This window comes from Sphingobacterium hungaricum, assembly GCF_015210005.1.
Lineage (GTDB): Bacteria > Bacteroidota > Bacteroidia > Sphingobacteriales > Sphingobacteriaceae > Sphingobacterium > Sphingobacterium hungaricum.
Genome location: NZ_MU158698.1, coordinates 2,059,460 through 2,079,925, shown reverse-complemented (window position 1 = coordinate 2,079,925; position 20,466 = coordinate 2,059,460). Strand labels below are relative to the sequence as shown.

Below are 20,466 nucleotides of genomic sequence, written 5' to 3'. Positions count from 1 at the left end.
TTAACTTCTCTTTAAGGCTTCGTATTTACTGATATTGCTCGGATCCAATTCAGCCAACAAATTATAAAGCACTACGCTTTCATTTCCCGGCAAACGGCTGAACACACCGACGAATTCATTGGCTTTCGCCGCATAAAACGCCGGAGTCAAAATATTGCCAGCACCGAATCGATCGACTTCTTTCAATTTAGGAATCAACTTGCTCATGTTCTGGCGCGCCTGCAAATCGTTCGAAGCCATTTGATCCAAGCCATTGATATGGTATTGATAAGCGAATTCCCGGTATGCATTAAATTTTCTATCCAAAAGATTGGTGATTAACCAATAGCGGTTATCCATAGACTCCATCGCCTTCCAACCCACTTGCGTTGCGCTTTGCGAATAATTCACAATGTTTCGGGCATTCGAAAAAGCAGCCGTTCCTCCGTTCAATTTAAATGTATCCATGTCCATTCCAACAATTACATTAGCATAGAAGCCAAGCAAAGCGGTTAAGTTATTCAGGTTTTGCGTATCGCTAAAATCCAGCTGTTCACCCTCCACATACGAAAAATTAAATGTCTTATCCCTAAATACTAAAATCGGCGAATTGTAATTTGTTCCATAAACCGGTCTTGAAGACATCACCTGCGCATCGGCCTTAAATTCCTTTGATCCATCATATTCATAAATCGTAATGATGAAATTGCAATCAATCCGTTCCTGAGGCGTGATTGTAACGTTTGTCCAAGATTGGTTATTTAAAAAGTCCTGAATAACTTTCTGCAACAAATCGACTACGCGCTTGTTGACATTTTGAATCTGCGGCGCATTAAGCTCTACGCGGGCATTTAATTCTTGACTAAAAGCTTGCGCATGCAATAAAAAAAATAGATATAAAATGAAAAGAAATTTTCTCACGCTTTTCGTATTTTTGATAAACCAAAGATACTGATTTATCAGTGTGAAAGCAGAAGAAAACATGCAACGATTAGCAAATCTCATCTAAAAATAATAAGTTTGTTCTAATGCCTGATTTTACTAAACAATTAAGCAAATACATTCCGGAAGGGGCTGCACCTATTATTTCAGCGTGGATCAACGACACAGGCTGTCAGTTCAAAGTGGCAAAAAGCCGGTCAACGAAATTTGGCGATTACCAGGCTCCTTTCAAACAGAATCCGCATAAAATTTCAATCAATCATGATTTAAATCATTATGCGTTTTTAGTTACGACCATTCATGAATTTGCGCACCTAAAAACTTTTCAGCAATATAAAAATAAGGTTAAGCCTCATGGATCCGAATGGAAAAACAATTTCAAATCGCTGATGAAGCCTTTCTTGAAGTTAAACATCTTTCCAAACTCCATCTTGCTCGCAATTGTCAAATACATGGACAATCCTGCCGCCTCTAGCTGTACGGATTTAAATCTATACCGTGCTTTGCGCGATTATGACAAAGTCAGCAATATGGTGACTGTAGAAACTTTGGCCGAAGAAGATTTATTTTCAATGAAAAACGGACGGGTATTTCAGAAAAAAGAAAAAGTCAGAAAACGCTACCGCTGCGTTGAGCTCAAAACAAATAAAATCTATCTCTTTCATCCGATTGCAGAAGTTTATGAATTAAAAGATACAATAGAAACGAGTTAACACACCTAAACATGAATAAAATAAAATTTATTTTTCCGTTGGTCGCTGTCGCGATAGCATCTTGCCAATCCGATAAAGCCACGGAATTCGACAGCGGCAAATTAGATTCTGCAGCAATGGCTTCCATTAATGCTGAGACTTATAAAGATTACATCACTACATTATCGTCAGATGAGTTCTTAGGAAGAAAACCTTTTACCAAAGGCGACACCTTAACGGTAGAGTTTATTGAAAAAGAATTCAAAAATATTGGTTTAAAGCCAGGGAATGGAGATTCCTATTTCCAAGAAGTTCCGATGGTCGAAATCGATTCAGAACCTGTCGAAAAAACATTGGTTTTTAAAGGTGCAAATGGAGAATTAAAAAGTTCATACCTGAATGATTACGTGATCGGAACATCCAAATTGCAAGATAAGATCGATGTCAGTAGCACGGATTTGGTTTTTGCTGGCTTTGGTATTGTTGCGACAGAATACAATTGGAACGATTATGAAGGTTTGGATGTAAAAGGCAAAACTGTCGTGGTGATGGTTTCCGACCCTGGACGCTACGACAAAACTTTATTCAAAGCCGATACCATGACGTACTACGGCCGCTGGAAATACAAATTTGAAGAAGCGGCGAAACAAGGCGCTACGGGAATTTTGTTGATCCACGAAACTGCTGCCGCAAGTTATGGATGGAATGTTGTCCGGTCAGGCTGGTCTGGCCCTCAATTGGAATTGATCGGAAAAGAAGGGGCGCAGCAAGTAGATTTTCAAGGCTGGATAACTAATCAAACTGCATTAGACTTATTTAAATTGGCTGGTATCGATCCGAAAGTAATGGAAGACGCGAAGAAGCCAGGTTTTAAACCTGTCGATTTAAAGGTTTCTACATCGGTTAAGTTGGCTACAACTTTTAGAAAGTCCAAATCCAACAATGTGATCGGAAAAATTGAAGGTTCGAAACGACCTGATGAAGTGATTATCTATACTGCGCATTGGGACCATTTAGGAATTGGCGAATCGACGGATGGCGATTCGATTTTCAATGGCGCAATCGATAATGCGACTGGGGTTGCGGCGTTGTTTGAAATTGCAAAGGCATTTCAGGTTGCAAAAGTAAAACCGGAGCGTACAATCGTTTTTCTCGCGGTTACTGCTGAAGAAGAAGGATTATTAGGTTCTGCGTATTACGCAGAAAACCCAATCTATCCATTAAACAAAACCGTTGCGAATCTGAACATGGATTCGTTCAATCCGGTTGGCGCTATGGATGCCGTTTCCGTTGTGGGAATTGGACAAACCGAGTTAGAAGATTATGCGGCAAAATCTGCTGCAAAATTCAACCGCACGGTTGTAGGCGATAAAAATCCTTCATCCGGTGGTTTCTACCGTTCTGACCATTTCAATTTTGTCAAAAAAGGAATTCCAGGACTATATATGGGAAGCGGTGGAAATTACATTTCTACAGATACAACAGCACTTGAAGTACGCAAAGAAGCATTGGCTGGACGTTACCATACCGTTATGGACGAATTGGACGAGCATTGGGATTTTGAAGGAATTATGCAAGATGTCCGACTGTTTTTCGATGTGGGCTATACGTTGAGCATGGAGAAAACTTTCCCGAATTTCAAACAGAAATCAGAATTTAAAGATTTAGGCGACAAACGCCTTTCAAAATAGTACCTTTGTAGAATTAGAAAAAATATAAAAACTTTATGTTAGTAGGAATGAAACATTTACACTCAACTTTAGCGGTTATCTTGCTTTTGGCATTAATCATTGCTATTGTCATTACCCTTGTTAATTATCTAGGCAACAAACCTTACAACCGTAAAATTGCGTTGATTGGATTAATTTCTGCACACCTTCAATTGGTTATTGGTTTGGTCTTGTATTTCACATCGCCACTTGGGTTTCAAAGCTTAGACGCTGGAAACATGAGCAACAGCGTTGCACGGTTATACTTTTTGGAGCATCCATTAATCAATATTCTTGCGATTGTATTAATCACAGTTGGTTATTCGAAAGCAAAAAAATTAGCTGACGCGAAAAAAGCAAACCAAACGGTTTTGATTTTTTACGTTTTGGGATTGATTTTGATTTTATCAAGAATTCCTTGGAGCACTTGGTCGCTATTCAACTAAGCAAAAAAACAAATTAAATAGATATGCCGGGATGTTCATTCCGGCATTTTTTTTGGCATCCAGAAAATCAATAAGTTTTCTTGGGCGTTCCCCTAAAAGGTCGGGCTATCCGTTCCAAGTCCTCGCGCCGTTGCACGTCGCTGTGGGCTTTCCACTTCTATCCCTAACGCGGTCGTTGCAAAAAAAATTGAGGCAGTGACTGAGAAAATCTAGCTCATAAAAAAAAGGCTAAACTATCTTTTACGATAATCTAGCCTTTTGGTATGTGTGTAAAAAATAAAACTTAGAAAGTTCTATCCTTATTTCTTTCCGAAACCTAAAATAGCAAACACAGTTTTAAATGCAATAAATGAAGCAATTAAAATAGCAATGTTGGCAATCCAAGAGAACAACGACGTTGATTGGCTCAAAGAAGGAACAACATCAGGTACAAAACGAATAAAAACTCCTACTAAACCAATTACGATTGCAATCGATAATGTCACATAATATTCCGTTTTATTGGCGTTATTATCTGTTTTTTTAGGCTGTCTTTGCGCCACTGTATTTTCCATGTTTATTTAAATTAAAATGTAAAAGTAAAAAAAAGATATGAATTGTGAAAAATTGAACCCGATTTAAGTTCGAATTTCCACTCAAACTATCTTAAAGCTTGTTCCAAATCAGCGATTAAATCTTCCGCATCTTCAATACCTACAGAAATACGGATTAAATTGTCGACCACACCTACTTTCTCTCTAGTCTCTTTTGGAATAGAACCGTGCGTCATCGTTGCCGGATGGTTAATCAGCGATTCAACACCTCCCAAAGATTCCGCCAAAGTAAATACCTTGAACTGAGAAGAAATTCTAAACGTTTCTTTTAAATCCGCATCCTTCAAAACAACTGAAATCATTCCGCCGAAATCACGCATCTGCTTTTTCGCGATTTCATGACCCGGATGGTCTTCAAAACCTGGCCAATAAATTTTTTCGATTTTTGGATGGTTTTTTAAATATTCAGCTACAATACGTCCGTTTTCCGAATGCGCTTTCATGCGCAAATGCAAGGTTTTAATTCCTCTTAAAGCAAGAAATGCATCTTGTGGTCCTGGAGTCCCTCCTACTGCATTGTAGAAAAACCAAAGTTTTTTGTACAATTCTTCATCATTCACAATCAACGCGCCCATCACGACGTCCGAATGTCCATTGATGTATTTCGTTGCCGAATGCATCACTAAATCAGCACCTAAGTCCAATGGATTTTGCAAATATGGAGAAGCGAATGTATTGTCTACAGCATAAAGCACTTGATGTTGCTTCGCAATCTTACCGATTTCTTCCAAATCAGCGATTTTCAAAGTTGGATTTGTTGGAGTTTCTATCCAGATTAATTTGGTGCGTTCATTTATTCCCGCTTCAACTTCTGCTAAATCAGAGGTGTTGACAAATTTAAATGTAATGCCATATTGCTCATACACCTTCGTGAAAATACGATACGAACCACCATACAAATCATCGCCAGTCAACACTTCATCGCCCGGCTTCAATAAACGCAAGACACAATCCGTAGCAGCCATGCCGCTAGAAAATGCTAAACCATATTGACCGTTTTCTAAAGCGGCCAAACAATCTTCCAAAGCTTTGCGCGTTGGATTTGTTCCTCTTGAATATTCGTAACCTTTGTGCTCGCCTGGAGAACTTTGCTGGTAAGTAGAAGTTTGATAAATTGGAGTCATTACGGCTCCCGTTGTTGGGTCTGCTTGTTGTCCAGCATGGATTGCTTTCGTAGCAAATTTATAACTCATGTTTCTGTCTATTTTTTTCGATAAAATGTAAAGCTATCAAAAATCTAACGGAGAAGGGTATTTAAAAGTATAATTCAAATCATTTTGAAGTAAAGTTCCAGATACATTTTTCTTGAACGAGCTGATATTTTCAAATGCTGAAGGAAGTTCAAAATTGTATTTTTTTGCCGAGGCAAGAATGACCTCCTTTTTCAATGGATGTTCGGGCGCAACAGCATTGTATATGCGCTCACGCATCGGGATTTCAAATGCCAGATGAAGCAGGCCAAACACATCCTCAAGGTGAATGAAATTAGCAATCTCATCCCCAGAGGTGCATACTTTATTTTCGAAATATTTTGCAAATATCCGATTCAAACCGAATAATCCACCCAATCGAAATAGATAAGAATTTGACAAGGTCAAAATTATTTGTTCCGCTACTAAAAGCTTCGGGTCTAATTGCGATTCGTTGTAGGTAAATTCTGAAACAGTTTTCGTCTGATTGGGATAAATCCCAATGGATGACAAATAAATCAGTTTGGAATATTTAAGGGGAGTTACGAAATTTTTGACATGATAAAACCGATTGCGAATATCATCTACCGAATTCTTTTTCGAAGCTGGAACACTGACCAGAATGGCATCGAAATATTCCGGAAAACCAGCAGGCGGATTTTCATCCGAATCAAAATCGAGCATAAAAGAAAAAACACCTTCGTCTGAAAGACGATGATGTTTTTCCAAAGTTGTTGTCGAAGCCCAAATTTTATATCCCTGTTTATGCCAAGCTTTTGCGGCGAACTCGCCAACCCAACCACAGCCTAAGATTAAAATGTGCTTCATTGTATTTTAATAAGCTTTAGCAAATAAAACTCGTTTGTTCGAAGGTTTTCCTGTAAAGATACACACGCCTTCTTCTTCCTTCACATCCAAAGGAATACAACGAATGGTCGCTTTCGTTTCTTCTTTGACACGTTTTTCAGTTTCTACGGTTCCGTCCCAGTGACAAGAAATAAAGCCTCCTTTATTTTCCAATACTTCTTTGAATTCTTCATAAGAATTCACTTCCGTAATGTGGCTATCTCTGTAATTTAATGCCTTTTGATGAATAGAATCTTGAATTTCATTCAATAACGCTTCGATGTGGTCAGCCAATCCGTCTTGCGAAACAGTTTCTTTCGTCTGGATATCGCGACGAGCCAGCTCCACCGTTCCGTTTTGCATATCGCGAGCGCCAATAGCTACGCGCAATGGAACACCTTTCAATTCCCATTCTGCAAATTTAAAACCAGGACGCTGTGTATCGCGGTCATCGTATTTAAAGGAAATATCTTTCGTTTTAAACTCTTTTGTTAAGCTATCGACAAAAGCATCCAAATTTGCCTTTTCTTCATCAGTCTTATAAATAGGAACAATCACTACCTGAATTGGGGCTAATTTTGGAGGCAATACCAAACCTTGGTCATCCGAGTGAGCCATAATCAAAGCACCCATTAAGCGAGTAGATACTCCCCAAGAAGTCGCCCAGACATGTTCTAGTTTACCTTCTTTCGATGTAAACTTCACATCAAAAGCTTTCGCAAAATTTTGTCCCAAGAAATGAGAAGTTCCAGCCTGCAATGCTTTACCGTCTTGCATCAGCGCTTCTATACAATACGTATCCAAAGCACCTGCAAAGCGCTCGTTTTCTGTTTTGCGACCACGGATAACCGGAACCGCCATTGTATTTTCAGCAAAATCAGCATACACATCCAACATGCGTTCAGTTTCTTCGATTGCTTCTTGTTGAGTCGCGTGTGCTGTATGGCCTTCTTGCCATAAAAATTCAGCCGTGCGCAAAAATAAGCGTGTACGCATTTCCCAACGAACGACATTCGCCCATTGATTTACCAAAATCGGAAGGTCGCGATAGGATTCAATCCACCCTCTGTATGTATTCCAGATAATGGTTTCCGAAGTCGGGCGAACAATCAATTCTTCCTCCAGCTTTGCATCTTCGTCAACTACAATATTTCCATTTCCGTCATTTTTCAATCGGTAATGAGTCACTACTGCACATTCTGTTGCGAAACCTTCTACGTGAGAAGCTTCTTTTGAGAAGAATGATTTGGGAATAAATAAAGGAAAATACGCATTGCTATGACCCGTCTCTTTAAAACGCTTATCCAAGATGGCTTGCATGCGTTCCCATATTGCATATCCATACGGTTTGATCACCATGCAACCTCTTACTGCAGAATATTCTGCCAAATCTGCCTTGATCACCAAATCATTGTACCACTGCGAGTAATCCTCCGCACGGCTTGTTATTCCTTTACTCATTATATACTACTTCAATTAATGTAACAATTCATCAATTTTTTCTCTTGTTAATCCCATTTTTCTACGGTCTAAAATATTTATTCGTATTTTTGAGTAGGCGGATTAAACCCTGAGATAAATTGTGCGTCTAAGATAGAAAATAAGACTGTATAATCGAATTTTTAAGGCTGTGAATATTATGAAAAAGAACAATGTTATATATGGAGGATTTTTGTTAGCGGCATCGCTGATACTAAGTTCTTGTTCTACAAGTCGTCAAGTGACTTATAGAGATGATGTATATAATAATCGGAATACGGCGAGCGTAGCTTACCAAAGTCCTGATTATTATTACTCAGATGAGCAAGCAGTGGTTGACGCTGATGAAGACCAATTATTAGATACAGGTATTAGCGAATACTATGCGGATGAATATTCGGATGAAGCATATTACGAAGATGAATATGACGATTTAGAATATGCTGACCGCATCAATCGCTTTTACTACGCAAGTCCAGGCATGATGTATTATGATCCATGGTTCGACCCTTGGTTCGGATACGCAGGCATGGGATTCGGTTGGTCTAGCTGGGGCTGGGGCGGCGGCTGGGGAATGGGATTCGGCATGGGATTCGGTTACCCATACGGATTCGGTTATTACAACCCATACAATTACTGGGGCTTCAATTCATTCTATAATGGATGGGGTCACCCTTATTACGGATACGGTTATGGCGGAGGTTACTACAATGGAGGCTACAGACCAGGCCGTGTAGCATCTAACCGAAGCAGCACGATGCGTTCAAGAGATAACTACAATGTACGTTCTGCATCGAGCAGATCAGGTTCAAGTTCTAACCGTTCGGCAATTACAAGAGACGCTAGCGGACGTATCACAAGCACTGGCGGACGTTCTGCAGTTTCATCAAGAAGCGGTTCAAGAACAGCTGTAGGAACAACATCAAGAAGCGGAACGAGAACTTCGGTTGGTTCTTCGGACAGAAGCGGTACTAGAACTTCAGTGGGAACTAGAACTGCAGTGGGTTCTTCGGTGAACGGAAGCAGAACTTCAGTGGGTTCATCTAGCAGATCAGGCAGCAGAACTTCAGTAGGAACTGGATCAAGTACTCAACGTGGAACGATTAACTCTTCTAGCAGAACTCGTTCAACTCAAGGAGTATCAACTTCTTCACGCTCTACGCAAGGAAACACTACGCGTTCAGCTCCATCATCTTCAAATGTTGGATCGTCACGCAGCAGCGCGCCTACACGTTCTACTCCTCAACCAAGCAGTAGCTCAATGAGCAGAGGAAGCTCAGGTGGATCGATGTCAAGCGGTGGTGGCGGTGGTTCTTCACGTGGCGGCTCTGGAGGTGGCGGTGGTTCATCTCGATCAGGAGGTAGAAGATAATTCGTTAGAACATATAGAATAGCCAATAAAAATATCTATTGGCTATTTTTTTGCAATTACTATAAACTTATGATAAAAAAAGTTACTTTACTAACAACATTATTATCCGTAGGAACAATTTTAACTCAAGCTCAATCTGTTAAAGACGCGCTGATTATTTCTCAGGAATTCAATAATGGAACAGCACGATTCAAAGGACTTGGAGGTGCTCAGACAGCTTTGGGTGGTGATATCAGTTCCATCTCTGGCAACCCCGCAGGATTGGGTTTCTTTGGTCAATCAGATTTTTCTGTGACTGGAAGTTATCTAAACACTAAAAATAAAGGTTCTTACTTTGGAGAAACAAATTCACAATCGAAAAATAATTTCGGTGTGGATAATGCAGGTATTGTTTTGCACATGCCTACTTACAGAAATGGCGGTAATTTAGACAAAGGCTGGTTGAATTTTAACGTGGGTGTTTCCTATAATAAAACCAATAACTTTACGAATCACCTGTTTTATGGAGGTACAAATTCGAACAGTACCATCGTTCAGTCTTACACAGACTTGATGTATCAAGATGCGACTTGGCAAGAAGATTTTCAAGACACGTATTTGGTAGAGCCTTATGGAGATGCTAGCAAAGGTTTTTTCCCAATCACTAGAGAGGGTGATGCAAAGTATCAGCAAAACGAATTGGTAGAAACAGGTTATAATTCAAGAACGAATTTATCATTCGGCGGTAATTACAGCAACAAATTCTACGTAGGTGTTAGCTTTGGATTTACTTCATTGCGCTATGATGCTAGCAAGCATTTTGGCGAATATGGATGGACAAAAGATGCTGCCGCGGTAGCTGCAAATAATCCAAATTCTGTATTCTTGGACCCAACAAATGACGCAAACCAGTACTTAGATGCGAGTTATGATTTAGTTGACAATTATGGATATTCTAGCAGAGGTTCTGGATTTGATTTTAAATTAGGTTTTATCTATAAACCAAAAGAAGACTGGAATATTGGTGTCACTATTCAGACTCCGACCTGGATGACGATAAGCGATCATCTGTATACGTATAAAGAAACTAGTTTCTATGATGACGAGAATACAGACACAAGATTTGGTTATAACAGATTAGTAATAGATCCAATTGACCCGACTGACTATAATGTCAGAACACCGTTCAAATTTAGTTTAGGAGCAACGAAATTTTTCAGCAGAGGATTAATTACAGCTGATGCTGAATTTGTTGATTACAGTTCTACTCGTTACCGCGAAATTGACGGAATGTATATGGATAATGCATATACTAGGTATATCGACGATACTAATAATGGCATTAAAGAAACCTACAAAGCGGCTATTAATGCGCGATTGGGTGGCGAAGTCCTTATTAATTCCTTTTTGAGCGGACGTGCGGGTGTTAATTATTTTGGCACCCCTTATAAAAATGCGGATAACTCGAATTACAATGGTAGTTTGGGACTTGGCGTTAAATTAAATAGTTCACTTTATTTAGATTTAGCGGTTCAGCATTCGATATTGAAATATAGCGAAAGTCCTTATGTTTACGATCAAGAATTCTGGGGAACGGCAAGTCCGGTAGCAGATATTACCGTAAATCGTACTAATGCAGTATTGACTTTAGGGGCAAAATTCTAAGGTAACTACAGTCCAAAAAAAATCGGGCGGAATTTTATTCCGCCCGATTTTTTTTGAAGTAAAACGTAAAAAATTCAAAAGTAAAAATTCAAAAGTAAAAAAGTATAGCGGTTATGTGAGGGTGTTTACGTTAGTTAAAGTACATGTGAAACAATCGATCTTATCTAAGGAAAGTCGGCTTATCGCTTAAAGCCTAACGCCTAAAGCGGGTCAAGACGTTAAGCTTTCTTTTCTGCTACTCTTCTGACGAACAGGTTGTAGTTTTCGTGTTTCTCGACATAGATTTCTTCACCTACGTCAATGAAGCCGTCTAAGGCCACGGCATCGTACCAAACATCGTCAATTTCAATCTTTCCGGCAGGACGAAGCACAGTTTTCGCAATCCCATTTCGATTGATCAGATTCAATTTTGGAACAGATGATGTATACCCGGTTTCGGCGGTTTGTTCATCTTGAAGAACAAGTTTTTTGAAGGCTGAGGATTTCAATAGATCCTTGCCAAATAAGACCATTAAGACAACAGTAAGCACCATAGCGCCTACAACAATTAAAAACGAGTTCATTAATAAACCAGGTTGAGTAAATTTAAAATCCAAATAATCATTTGACACCATTGAGAATGCCAAACCACATAACATAAAAATAATTCCTAAAATTCCGGGCAGGCCGAATCCGGGAATCACGAAAATTTCGAGGGCGAGCAAAATAACGCCTATCACAAACAGCGCAATTTCCCAATTATCGGCCAAACCCTGAAGGTACAACGGCGCGAAAAACAGGGCTCCACAAACCAGCGCGACGACTAAAGCGAAACCAATTCCCGGTGTCTGCAACTCCATATAGATGCCACCAATAATCCCCAAAATCAATAGTCCGCTCACAATCGGATTGATTAACAAGGCAATGAGCGAATCGATAAACGTGATTTCGTGCTGAACAACTGTCGGATTTTCAATCTTTAAATTTGTATAAATTGCATTTTCATTGGCAACCGCAGCGACAGCGACTCCAGCATTGACGGCTTCTGTTGCAGTAAAAGTCAATAGCTTTCCATCTTCCTTATAAGTTGGCAAAGAGATTTCTGGATCTACAAAAGCTTCAGCTATTTTAGGATCACGCCCTTTGGCTTCCGCCGTAGCGCGCATCAATCCTCGCATATACGACTGGTATTTCTCTGGCATGATCTCTCCAGAACCATTGACCACACTTGCCGCGCCTATACTCCCACCGTTGTGCATGTAAATTTTGTCTGATGCTAATGCAATCAATGCTCCAGCAGACGCCGCATTGTTATTGACATATACAATCGTCTGAATTTTGGAATCCAACAACTGCGAACGGATGGAATCTGCAAAATTTACAGCACCGCCAAATGTATTCAAATCGATTAGAAAATAATCGGCCTTTGCCTCTACCGCGCCTTCATATGCTTTCTTAATTGTACGCCAAGCATTTGGGCCAATCTCGTCTTGCAATTCCACCTTATAAATTTTCTGCGCATAGCCATTAAATGTTATAACAAGAAAAAAGAGGAGAAAGGGCCAAATTGATTTCGTAATTTTGTTCATATTTTAATAGATAATCTGCCAAAACGTAGTTTTGAGAATGACTAAATATACGATTAATAAAGCTTTTCAAAGAAAATTTCCAGCGATTATTTGGAAGATAGAGGTCGATAATCAACAAAAATACATAGCGGTAGAAACCCGTGAACCAGATTCTACGGATGTGTTTATTTCTGTCATAGCATTCAACGGCAATCCCATCCTACTCGATTATCCCTTGCTGGAAAAAGACTGGACTTTGGATTCTATACAATCCACATACCTTATTTTTAAGAAAATCGGGGAAAACACGCCAACAAAAGAAGGCCTGCTGATTTTAGATTTTGTTACAAAACAAGAAATCTTAAGATCCTACGAATATAGTTTATTGGATGTTTATACTTCGGTGCTGAAAGTCAAACACCGCCTTTTTGCCTCTGGCATGGACGAATATATCCAACTGGAAAGCGGCCAGAAAATCCAACAAGCAGCAGTTCCGCAGCTAACGAGACCCACAAACAACATCGCTTATCCTTATGCCATCGAATTTCAAAAACCTGCTGTTTTAGATAAAATCGATTATGACGGAAGTCTTTGGATGAGTAAACTTGATGACTTATACCTATGGTGCTTTCACCAGAAGCAGCACAAAGGATACAATTTAAAATTATGCATTAGTGATTTAAACCAAATTTTAGTTTCGGAGGTCATACTTGAAGATTTAGAAAAACAAATCCCCCAACCTTATTTTCAGGTAGGCAACCAAATCTTTCTAATGTCATATAATAAACAAGAAATTGTTTCGTATTTAGTATAATTGCAAATTATTATGAATTTTAGCGTATTGAAATTATCTATTCCACAGCAAGTAATAGCGTTCTTATTTTTTGGAATGTTATTTTCAACTGAATTACAAGCGAAATCAACGACACTTACGCTTGTTCCGGATTCCGTTGGAACAGAAATTATTAATGGAGAAGTTTACATCATCCATAAAGTTGTTCGAAATGACACTTACTATCAATTAGGCAGACAATATAATGTTCCGGTTAAAACAGTTATGGATGCCAATAACAAAAAGAACTTGAAACTTGGCGACACCGTTAAAGTTCCGACAGGCAGAAAAGCTACATCCACAGCACCTATATTGATCAACCCAAACCAAGCGTCAAAACCAGCTCAGGAAATCAGGCCTCAAGACATTTTTACAGAATATAAAGTAAGCAAAAGTGAAACTTTGTATTCCATTGCGAAAAAATTCGGAACTAATGTTCCTGACTTAAAACGAGCAAATAATTTAACTTCTGACAGCCTGCGAGATGGCATGCTTTTAAAAATTCCAAACGGAAATATTCCTGAGCCAGAACCAGAACCAATCGAAATTATTCCCCTACCCGTTCCAATCGAGCAACCAACGGTAGATTTAAGCGCGTTTGAAGCAAATAAATACGGTATTCGCGAGAAGAAAGAAAAAGGCGTTGGTATCTGGATGGATAATCTGGAATCAGATGGAAAAAGCAATTTGGCTTTGCACAAATCCGCACCAATAGGCACAATCCTTAAAATCACAAACCCCATTACGAATAATGTAACTTATGCAAAAGTTGTAGGTAAATTTTCTGATAACGTCGATACACAAGATGCCATCGTTGTGTTGTCTAAGTCGGCTGCGTCCTATATTGGCGTGCATGACAGGCGTTTTTTGGTTGAAATTACTTACGGAGTCCCATTAAATTTTGAGTAGCATGCAGAAACCATATGTTATAGGAATCGCTGGCAGCAGCGGTTCTGGAAAGACATTTTTTCTAAAAAACTTTTTGAATCATTTTTCCGAAGAAGAAATTACCTTAATTTCTCAAGATGATTATTACATTCCTGCCAATACCAAAACTCAGGAAGAAAATCGCTTGTACAATTTTGATATTCCAACATCAATCGATAGGGATTCTTTTTTCAAGGACATAAAAAGCCTATTTGACGGCAACACTATTTATAAGCAAGAATACACCTTCAATAATCCTGAACTTACGCCTAAACTGTTGGAAATAAAACCAGCTAGAATTTTGGTGGTTGAAGGGTTGTTCATTTTTCATTACTCGGAAATCAATGAACTTCTGGATTACAAAATCTTTATGGATGCAGACGAATCGATTGCATTAAAAAGACGTTTAAAGCGTGATTTAATCGAACGAGGTTATGATGAAGATGATGTGATGTATAAATGGGTGAACCATGTTGTGCCTTCTTATAATGAATATTTATTGCCGTTTCGCGAGAGCTGTGATTTAGTTATACGCAATAACACCGACGATCCGGTCGTATTGCATAGCATTACCGATAGCATAGCAAATGATTTGCGAGTGAATGTAATTTAGAATCAATTTAAATAAAATTTTATTTCTATATTTGTGGCAGCAATGCTTTACGAATTACACATCATTAACAACAGCGTTTCTGTTAGCCCTTTTGAACAAACAAAAGGCTTAAACCCCTATTCTGAGTTCAGTAACTGCGACTTTAAAAAATGTTGCAAGAAATTTAAGAAGGGCAAACGTTGCAAAAAATGTCCAGACCGTTAATCGGACTATTTGATGCTTCGCATCATTTAGAAGCAGAATTTTCCGCAAAAATCATTTCAATCACTTAATTTTTTGTCAATACTAGAAATTTCTTAGACCTGAAAAGGATAAGTCTTATTTTTGTACCATGAAATTTACGCCCAAGCAACTCAAATGGATTTTGAGGACATATCCCCCCTTTTTCTTTCAACGAATCTGGGTAAATAAAATTCATCCGGATTTTATGGGAATCGATGTAACCATTTCTAAAAGTTTTCTGAACATCAATGCCAATAAAACTATTTTTGGCGGCACCATCTTTTCATCGTTGGACCCTTTGCATTCCATTTTATTGGATCAGATTTTCCAAGCCAAGGGTTTGTCAAAAACCGTAGCATGGCTAAAATCGTCTCAAATCTCTTTCTTAAAACCTGGGACTAACAAATTAAAAATTTCCATACGCTTGATTCCCGAAGAAATAGATGAAGCTTTGGAGATCATTAAGACCCGTGGAAAAGTGATCAAAACATTTCAGACAGATGTTTATGACCTTAAGGGAGTTTTGTGTGCCCAAGCAACGAACGAAGTTTACATTCGAGATTTGAATTACATTATTGACCGAACAAAAAAAGGATAATCATAATTTATAACATTTATATTCAATTGAACATGAAAAAAATATATTTAGTGCCCGTACTTTTAGCAGGAGTTTTGGTTTCTTGCCAGAATAAAAAAGAAGCAGAAGACAAGAAATTGGCAGACCAAGCCATCGCCATCCACGATGAAATCATGCCTCAAATTTCTTCGTTTGATAAAGCAACTATTGAAATCGATTCAATTTTGTTAAATCTGAACGCAATAAAAGTCGCTAATCCAGAATTGGATACAACAACTACAAGAACGGAATTGACTTCATTAAAAGTTAATTTAGAAGCTGCGACGGATAACATGATGATCTGGATGAAAGATTACAGCTTGGATAGCACGGATGTGGCTTATCAACAAGCAGAAGTTGATAACGTTACGGCCATGAAAAAACAGTTTGATGATGTTTCAAAAGAATCTGAAACAAAACTTAGCCCATTCAGAAAATGATAAGAATCCATTTTATTTTTTCTTTTCTGGTCGGGCTTTCTTTATTGGCTTGCCAAACAGAAAAGAAAAAATTACCCATTTACGGTAACCGCGAAGCGGAAGAAAAAGTTGTCGATGGCAAAACTATAGTCGATACGATTTATCATACGATTCCAAATTATGAATTTCTGAATCAGGATAGCGTGATCATCACTAATAAAGTGTTTGAAAACAAAATTTATATCAGTAATTTCTTTTTCACGCATTGTCCGACCATCTGTCCAACGATGCAACGCAATCTGTTGAAGTTTTATGAAAAATATAAAGGCGATCCTCGCATCGCATTTCTGTCGCACAGCATAGACTTTAAATACGATAGCCCATCGGTTTTAAAAAGTTATGCAAACAAATTAGGTGTTGATTCAGAACAATGGCAATTTGTAACCGGCGACAAAGCATCGATTTATAAAATGGCGGACAATTATTTTGTCTACGCCAAAGAAGACAAAAATGTTCCGGGAGGTTATGACCATCAGGGATATTTAGTCTTGGTAGACCATGACAAACGAATCCGCGCAGCGTACGACGGTACAGACGACGAGCAGGTTCAATTGCTTTTCAACGATGTGGAGACCTTGCTTAAGGAATATGAGTAATGCCAAGTTTCAAATTATCGACTAGCCTATTCGCAATATTGGGATTGGTAATTGCATTTAGCAATTGCCAATCAAAAGAAAGTGTTGAGAAAGCGCAATACGTTGCTAACGGACGAAAGCTGTTTGCGACACATTGCCAAAACTGTCATGGAGCAGATGGCAAAGGCCTTGGCAAACTCTATCCTCCGCTGGACGATACGCTATTTTATAAAGAACATCAAGATAAACTGGCTTGCTACATAAAATATGGCATCGATACCACGATTCATGTTCATGGAATAGCTTACAACAGCAAAATGCCTGAAAATCCTACCTTAACTCCAATAGATATTGCTTACCTGATTACCTACATCACGACGGAATTTGGAAACAGTGAAACAAAAGTGAGTGTAGATGACGTGAATAAACAGCTTGAAAACTGTCAATAATAGGCATAAAAAAAGGTTTTCAAACGGGGAGAATGAAAACCTTTACTAACCAATTATAAACCTAAATTATGATACCACAAAGATAAGTGTATTTCCTACACTTTGCAAATAATTTTTTAATTATTTTTAATTATTTGTAATAAAATTCATTTTTCTTGATTTTTGAGCCAATAAACTAGCATATTCCGATTAAAAAATTTTCTCGTATAACAACTTTTTGACAAAAGGGCATCGGATTAATTGATACATTTGCTACTAGAATGAACGTTCAATTGATAGATAAACGAGAAGGAATTTTTTCCGCCACATTAACACTTATTCACGAGAACGGGTTTCATGGCACAGCCATGAGTATGATTGCTAAAAAATCGAACGTTTCCATTGGTACCATTTACCATTATTTCCCTTCTAAGGACAACCTTATCCAAGAGATTTATTACCACTGCAAAAACGAGCTTTACAATTATATTTTCGAAACAATTGATAAAAATGACTCTTATAAAAGCCATTTCTTTATAATTTTTCAACGATTCACTGATTTTTATCTCAAAAATGTCGATATGTTCAGTTTTATGGAGCAGTTTTATTCTTCGCCATATAACGACCATTCTTACGATGAGAAATCAAAATACTTGTGCCACGACAATAAAATTTATGATTTTTTAATGGAAGGAATTCATTCCGGCCAATTAAAAGACAAGAATGTCCACATTCTAAGTTCTGCATGCATTGGTGGACTTGTCTCTTTCGCGAAGAAAGTGCTTTATGGAAAAGTGGAATATAAGGAGCAGTATTTAACAGAGATTATTGACATTATCTGGACCGGCGTAAAAAAATAACACACTAAGAATGAGATTAACCTTTAAAGTTTTAGGACTAGCCATGCTCTTCACGGCTTCTTGGGTAACCAAGGGGTTATCGCAAGATTCTACCATTAATTTATCACCAAATGCAAATTTGGAAGAATTATTAGATTTTGCATTAAAGAACACGATCAGCATAAAGAAAGCATATATCGGCGAGGAAATCGGAGAGCGCGAAATCGCCTCTGCTATTTCAGGATGGTATCCTCAGGTCAACGGAACGGGGAGTTTAAATCATTTCCTAATCGTTCCGACGTCGATTGTCGGGGGAAATGCCATTCAAATGGGACAAGAAAATTCAAGTTCCTTGTTGTTTCAAGCGAACCAAACCATTTTCGATCCTTCATTGCTACAGGCATCAAGAGCTTCAAAATTTATCCGCGAGCAATACAAACAAACGACTGAAACCTCAAAAATCAATACGGTAGTCGATGTGAGCAAAGCTTACTACGATATATTGACTACAGAAAAACAAATTGTTATTATCGAAGAGAACATCATTCGCTTGCAGAAACAGTACAATGATTCGCATGTACAGTATGAGGTCGGTATGGTCGATAAGACGGATTTTAAACGTGCACAAATTTCGCTTAATAACAGCAAAGCAGAACTTAAACAGACCGTTGAAATCAGAAAATACAAATACGACTATTTGAAACAATTGCTTGGTATCTCCAATAAATACCCATTGGATTTGTCGTACAACGATGAAGACATGGAATCGAAAATTTTTATGGATACCGTGACGACCATCGACCCAAAAACGAGAATTGAATTTAAACAATTGGAAACACTACAGTCTATTCAGCAATTAAATACACAATACCACAAATGGACTTTTTTACCTACGCTGAGTGCTTATGGCAATTATAATTTCAACTACGTCAACAACAGCTTTACTCAATTGTATACAAATAATTTACCAAGCTCAAGCGTTGGCCTTTCGTTAACGATGCCAATTTTCCAAGGAATGAAACGCATTCAGGAAGTTCGCAGATCCGAGTTAATGGAAACGCAATTGGATTGGGACATGAAGGAACTTAATAACGTTATCAATACGGAATATTCGGCAGCGATGGCAAGTTATAAAGCGAACATCATCGAATGGAAAAATTCCAAAGACAATGTGCTCCTATCCGAAGAAGTCTACAATACATTAAAACTACAATATGATTCCGGCATTAAAACCTATTTGGATCTAATGACTGCGGAAACAGATTTAAGAACCAGTCAACTCAATTATTTAAACGCCTTGTTTGCTGTATTATCTAGTAAAATAGATGTTCAAAAAGCTTTGGGAATTATACCTATTCAATAATCAAATTATTTTTATAACATGAAATCCACTATATCTTTCGCCGCTTCACTTACTGTATTTGCATTCTTTCTGCATGCATGTGGTAATAAAAATAATACTAATCAGGCTGGTCCCCAAGAAAAGATTGTTCCTGTAACGACTTCGGTCGTTGGATCTGAAATTGTGACTGCCATCCGAAATTTCCCGGCAACGGTTGTTGCTCTGAACGAAACCGAACTTAGAGCAGAAGTTTCGGGATACATCACCAACATTTATGTCAGTGATGGTGCATCCGTCAGTAAAGGACAGCGTTTATATGAAATCGACAGAACGCGCTACGTCGCAGAGGTAGATCAGGCAAAAGCCAATTTAAATATCGCAGAATCGAACTATGAGCGCGTGAAGAAAGATGTGGAGCGTTATAAAACGTTGCAAGCGAAAGATGCTATTGCGAAGCAAACAGTGGATTATGCGGAAACAGATTTAAACAATCAGCAAGCGCAGGTTCAAGGTGCTCGCGCAGCATTGAGCACTGCCACAACCAACTTAAACCGTTCGGTCATTACAGCACCGTTTGCTGGAACTGTCGGTATTTCGATGGTTCGTAATGGCGCTTTGGTTTCGGCAGGGACAACTTTGTTGAATACGATTTCTTCGACAAATCCAATTGCAGTCGAGTTCCAGATCAATGAAAAAGAAATTGACAGAATTGTCGATCTTCAAAAAAACAAAGCAACAAACGCAATCAAAGTCACTTTGCCAAACGGAACATCGTATGACGAACCTGGATTTATTTCAACCATGGATCGCGCTGTTGACCGCAATACGGGAACGCTTAAAGTTAGGGCAACATTCAATAACAACCAACAAAAACTTCGCGTGGGGATGAATCTGTTATTAAATATTTCGACGCTTTCAGATGCTGAAGAATTAATTGTTCCTTACAAAGCTGTTGTTGAACAGTTAGGTGTTTACAACGTCTTCACTATCAGCGATAGCAGTACGGCTGTGTTCAAAGAAGTGAAATTAGGAAGTAAATTCGAAGACAAAGTGGTTATTACCTCTGGATTAAATGCTGGAGATGTGGTTATCGTTGATGGTGCAAATAGCATCGTTGAAGGCGGAAAAGTAAGCACAAAAAAGAACTAAAAATT

21 protein-coding genes are annotated in these 20,466 nt (G+C 38.5%); 15 read left to right on the top strand and 6 right to left on the bottom strand.

The features are described from left to right. A complete protein-coding gene (porD, locus tag C4F49_RS12290; RefSeq protein ID WP_231388300.1) occupies positions 1 to 900 on the bottom strand; it encodes a type IX secretion system protein PorD in 900 nt (299 codons plus the stop codon). Between the two features lie 107 nt (positions 901 to 1,007). Between porD and C4F49_RS12285 the strand changes: the two genes are divergently transcribed. The 3 genes from C4F49_RS12285 to C4F49_RS12275 are packed head-to-tail and all read left to right on the top strand — an operon-like array spanning position 1,008 to position 3,768. Then, entirely contained in the window at positions 1,008 to 1,634 is a 627-nt protein-coding gene (locus C4F49_RS12285; protein ID WP_196936129.1) for a SprT-like domain-containing protein, read from the top strand. An 11-nt stretch (positions 1,635 to 1,645) separates the two neighbouring features. Next, positions 1,646 to 3,304: a M28 family metallopeptidase gene (locus C4F49_RS12280; protein WP_196936128.1), complete on the top strand. Its 1,659-nt coding sequence runs from the start codon at positions 1,646 to 1,648 to the stop codon at positions 3,302 to 3,304. A gap of 47 nt (positions 3,305 to 3,351) precedes the next feature. Next, a complete protein-coding gene (locus tag C4F49_RS12275; protein ID WP_196936127.1) occupies positions 3,352 to 3,768 on the top strand; it encodes a hypothetical protein in 417 nt (138 codons plus the stop codon). A 299-nt stretch (positions 3,769 to 4,067) separates the two neighbouring features. Here the strand turns inward: C4F49_RS12275 and C4F49_RS12270 are convergent, their stop codons facing one another. From C4F49_RS12270 to proS, 4 genes are all read right to left on the bottom strand, one after another. Then, the gene (locus tag C4F49_RS12270) at positions 4,068 to 4,322 is read right to left on the bottom strand and encodes a hypothetical protein (protein WP_196936126.1); all 255 of its coding nucleotides are present in this window, start codon (positions 4,320 to 4,322) and stop codon (positions 4,068 to 4,070) included. 86 nt (positions 4,323 to 4,408) lie between these two features. After that, a complete protein-coding gene (locus tag C4F49_RS12265; protein WP_196936125.1) occupies positions 4,409 to 5,554 on the bottom strand; it encodes a cystathionine gamma-synthase in 1,146 nt (381 codons plus the stop codon). A gap of 36 nt (positions 5,555 to 5,590) precedes the next feature. Then, the gene (locus C4F49_RS12260) at positions 5,591 to 6,379 is read right to left on the bottom strand and encodes a Rossmann-fold NAD(P)-binding domain-containing protein (RefSeq protein WP_196936124.1); all 789 of its coding nucleotides are present in this window, start codon (positions 6,377 to 6,379) and stop codon (positions 5,591 to 5,593) included. 6 nt (positions 6,380 to 6,385) lie between these two features. Next, positions 6,386 to 7,858: a proline--tRNA ligase gene (proS, locus tag C4F49_RS12255; protein ID WP_196936123.1), complete on the bottom strand. Its 1,473-nt coding sequence runs from the start codon at positions 7,856 to 7,858 to the stop codon at positions 6,386 to 6,388. Positions 7,859 to 8,036: 178 nt separating this feature from the next. On the opposite strand from proS, the gene C4F49_RS12250 reads away from it, so the two are divergent. Together C4F49_RS12250 and C4F49_RS12245 are read left to right on the top strand one after the other, a co-directional pair. Continuing rightward, positions 8,037 to 9,248 (top strand): hypothetical protein, encoded by a 1,212-nt coding sequence (locus tag C4F49_RS12250; protein WP_231388299.1) that lies wholly within the window; start codon positions 8,037 to 8,039, stop codon positions 9,246 to 9,248. Between the two features lie 69 nt (positions 9,249 to 9,317). Continuing rightward, entirely contained in the window at positions 9,318 to 10,892 is a 1,575-nt protein-coding gene (locus C4F49_RS12245) for an OmpP1/FadL family transporter (RefSeq protein WP_196936121.1), read from the top strand. A gap of 218 nt (positions 10,893 to 11,110) precedes the next feature. On the opposite strand, the gene C4F49_RS12240 is transcribed toward C4F49_RS12245, so the two are convergent. Further along, positions 11,111 to 12,460: an NfeD family protein gene (locus tag C4F49_RS12240; protein WP_196936120.1), complete on the bottom strand. Its 1,350-nt coding sequence runs from the start codon at positions 12,458 to 12,460 to the stop codon at positions 11,111 to 11,113. A 37-nt stretch (positions 12,461 to 12,497) separates the two neighbouring features. Here C4F49_RS12240 and C4F49_RS12235 point away from each other — a divergent pair, with 37 nt between their 5' ends. The 10 genes from C4F49_RS12235 (at position 12,498) to C4F49_RS12190 (ending at position 20,461) form a co-directional block, all read left to right on the top strand. Beyond that, a complete protein-coding gene (locus tag C4F49_RS12235) occupies positions 12,498 to 13,253 on the top strand; it encodes a hypothetical protein (RefSeq protein ID WP_196936119.1) in 756 nt (251 codons plus the stop codon). A gap of 12 nt (positions 13,254 to 13,265) precedes the next feature. Further along, positions 13,266 to 14,180, top strand: coding sequence for a DPBB and LysM peptidoglycan-binding domain-containing protein (locus C4F49_RS12230; RefSeq protein WP_196936118.1), 915 nt, complete (start codon positions 13,266 to 13,268; stop codon positions 14,178 to 14,180). Between the two features lies 1 nt (position 14,181). Then, the gene (locus tag C4F49_RS12225) at positions 14,182 to 14,811 is read left to right on the top strand and encodes a uridine kinase family protein (RefSeq protein ID WP_196936117.1); all 630 of its coding nucleotides are present in this window, start codon (positions 14,182 to 14,184) and stop codon (positions 14,809 to 14,811) included. A 331-nt stretch (positions 14,812 to 15,142) separates the two neighbouring features. After that, positions 15,143 to 15,631 (top strand): DUF4442 domain-containing protein, encoded by a 489-nt coding sequence (locus C4F49_RS12220; protein WP_196936116.1) that lies wholly within the window; start codon positions 15,143 to 15,145, stop codon positions 15,629 to 15,631. Positions 15,632 to 15,663: 32 nt separating this feature from the next. Further along, entirely contained in the window at positions 15,664 to 16,089 is a 426-nt protein-coding gene (locus tag C4F49_RS12215; protein ID WP_196936115.1) for a transposase, read from the top strand. Further along, positions 16,086 to 16,724, top strand: coding sequence for an SCO family protein (locus C4F49_RS12210; protein ID WP_196936114.1), 639 nt, complete (start codon positions 16,086 to 16,088; stop codon positions 16,722 to 16,724). Before C4F49_RS12215 ends, C4F49_RS12210 begins: the two co-directional genes overlap by 4 nt. Then, positions 16,724 to 17,152, top strand: a complete 429-nt coding sequence (locus tag C4F49_RS12205) for a c-type cytochrome (protein ID WP_196936113.1) — start codon at positions 16,724 to 16,726, stop codon at positions 17,150 to 17,152. Before C4F49_RS12210 ends, C4F49_RS12205 begins: the two co-directional genes overlap by 1 nt. Positions 17,153 to 17,412: 260 nt before the next feature. Continuing rightward, positions 17,413 to 17,991 (top strand): TetR/AcrR family transcriptional regulator, encoded by a 579-nt coding sequence (locus C4F49_RS12200; RefSeq protein ID WP_196936112.1) that lies wholly within the window; start codon positions 17,413 to 17,415, stop codon positions 17,989 to 17,991. 10 nt (positions 17,992 to 18,001) lie between these two features. Beyond that, positions 18,002 to 19,333 (top strand): TolC family protein, encoded by a 1,332-nt coding sequence (locus C4F49_RS12195; protein ID WP_196936111.1) that lies wholly within the window; start codon positions 18,002 to 18,004, stop codon positions 19,331 to 19,333. 18 nt (positions 19,334 to 19,351) lie between these two features. Continuing rightward, on the top strand, positions 19,352 to 20,461 hold the full coding sequence (locus tag C4F49_RS12190; protein WP_196936110.1) for an efflux RND transporter periplasmic adaptor subunit: 1,110 nt from the start codon (positions 19,352 to 19,354) through the stop codon (positions 20,459 to 20,461). Positions 20,462 to 20,466: the final 5 nt, after the last annotated feature.